Origin of the sequence: Trebonia sp., from assembly GCF_049794275.1 — a bacterium.
Taxonomy (GTDB): domain Bacteria; phylum Actinomycetota; class Actinomycetes; order Streptosporangiales; family Streptosporangiaceae; genus Trebonia.
Genome location: NZ_JBARCR010000659.1, coordinates 1 through 2,377 on the forward strand (window position 1 = coordinate 1; position 2,377 = coordinate 2,377).

2 protein-coding genes are annotated in these 2,377 nt (G+C 70.2%); both read left to right on the forward strand.

The annotated features are described in order from the left end of the window. A partial coding sequence (locus tag WA805_RS17700; RefSeq protein WP_425242880.1) for an ABC transporter substrate-binding protein occupies window positions 1–1,613 on the forward strand: 1,613 nt, incomplete at its 5' end. Between the two features lie 3 nt (window positions 1,614–1,616). After that, window positions 1,617–2,377, forward strand: a 761-nt coding sequence (locus WA805_RS17705) for an ABC transporter permease (protein WP_425242881.1), incomplete at its 3' end; no start/stop codon positions are given.

A 2,377-nucleotide genomic window follows, 5' to 3' on the forward strand; every position in this document is an offset into this window, starting at 1 on the left:
CCACGATGGTGGTCGCGGCCTGCACCGGGTCCACCGGCGGGCCGACCTCCTCGCCGGGCCGTACCCCGTCGGGCAATGTCCCGTCGGGCCCGGGCCTGGCCGCGGTCACCCCGGCGGGGACCAAGCCAGTGTCCTCGGTGGTCTGGGCTACCAACCGCGACGTGATCTCGCTTGACCCCATTTTCTCAGCGGCCTATCCGGAGTACACGGCCGACTCCCTGATGTGTGAGTCGCTGCTGCGCCAGGCCCCCGACGGGTCGCTGCAGCCCGGCCTGGCCACCGTCTCGAACCCGTCGCCCACCACGCTGGTGTTCACGCTGCGGCCGGGGGTGAAATTCTGGGACGGCCACCCGGTGACCTCCGCCGACGTGGCCTACAGCCTGGACCGCGCGGCCAATCCCAAGCTCGGCGGCTACTACTCGGTCCAGCTGGACCGGATCGCCTCGGTCACCGTGACCAGCCCGGCCCAGGTGACGGTCAAGCTGACCCAGCCCGACTACTGGCTGGAAGGAGAACTCTCCTCGATGCCGGGGATCATCATCGAGAAGAGCTTCGCCGAGAAGGAAGGCAAGGACTACGGCACCCCGGCCGGGTCGATCATGTGCACCGGCGCGTACATGCTCCAGTCGTGGACACCTGGCGTGAGCGTGGTCGCGGTCCGCAACCCGCACTACTGGAATCCCTCGGTCCGCCCGCTGGTCGGGCAGATCACCCTCAAGGGCGTGCCCGACGTCACGTCGGTGACCGCGGGCTTGCTGACCGGGGCGATCCAGGGGGACTACGGCGTCGGGCTGCCCACCCTGGATCAGCTCAAGGGCAGCGGAGCCGTGCGCGTCTACCTGGGTCCGGGCTGGTCGAGCGACGTGCTGGAGATCGCCAGCCTCAAGGGCGTGCTGGGTAACCTGAATGTGCGCCGGGCGCTGTCGCTGGCGCTGAACCGGCAGGGCATCATCGACTCGGTTTACCAGGGCGCGGCGCAGCTGCCGCGGTGGGTATCCAACCCGGGCACGTTCGGCTACGGCCAGTCGGTGTTCGCCCGGGCGTACGGCAGCTCGCCGGTGCTAACCCAGGACATCGCCGCAGCCAGGAAGCTGGTCCAGCAGGCCGGGGACACCGGGAAGACGATCACCTTCGGCACCACCAGCCAGCTGGCCGTGATCGCCGGGGTGACGGCCGCCTATCAGGCCGCGGCCCAGGCGATTGGGCTGAAGGTCGCGCTGAGGTCAGTGTCGGCCCAGGACTTCATCGACTTCTTCATCTCCCCCCAGTTCAGGGCGGGGGTCGACGCCTTCCCGGGGGTGAACTTCGGCGACGACGCCGATCCGGCGGCGCTGCTGGCCGCGTTCGACCTGCCGGGCGGGTCGGCGAACTATGACAACTTCAACGACCCGGCGATCACCGCGGCGCTGGAGCAGGCGCGCGGCACGGCCAACCCGGACCGGCGGGCGGCGCTGGTGGCCAGGGCCGAGCAGCTGACGATGCAGCAACTCCCGGGGATCCCCGACGTCCAGCCGGACACCGCGCTGGTGCTCGGCCACGGCCTCAGCGGCGCGATCGCCTCCTCCGCCTACCTGTTCTCGCCCTGGGCCGACCAGCTGGGCGGGACGGGCTGAGCGATGCGCTGGCGCTTCGTCGCGCGCAGGCTGGTCATGTTGCTGGCCAGCCTGCTCGTGGCGAGCTTCGTGATCTTCGGCGCTTTGTACCTGGCGCCTGGGACCCCCCTGGCTGCGCTGTCGGGCGGGCAATCCCTGCCGCCGGGCAGCGTCCAGGTCCTGGAGCAGCATTACCACCTGGACGAGTCGTTCCCCGCCCAGTACTGGTACTGGCTGGACAACGCGCTGCACGGGAACCTGGGGGTGTCGATCACGCTCCGGGAGAACGTGTCCACGCTGATCGCGTCCCGGATCTGGACCACCGCCGGGCTGGTCTTGTACGCCTCCCTGATCATCGTGGTGCTGGGGATCGGCCTGGGCGTCGTGTCCGGGCTCCGGTCCGGGCCGCTCGACACCGGCGTGCTGGTGGTGACCGCAGTCTCGGCGGCCATCCCGGCGTTCGTCGCCGCGATCGCGCTGATCATGGTGTTCGCGGTGAAGCTCGGCTGGTTCCCAGCGCTCGGGAACGGCACCAGCTTCCTGGACAACATCAGGCACTTCACCCTGCCGGCCATCGCCCTAGCCGCGGCGTCGCTGGCCATCGTCGCCCGGGTCACCCGGGCCTCGGTCCGGCAGGAGGCCGAGCGCGAGCACGTGCAGACCGCGGTCAGCCGCGGCATCCCGGCCCGCCAGGTGATCCAGCGGCATATCCTGCGCAACGCCGCCATCCCGATCACGACGATCACCGGGATCACGATCGCGTCGCTCATCGCGGTCGCCGCGGT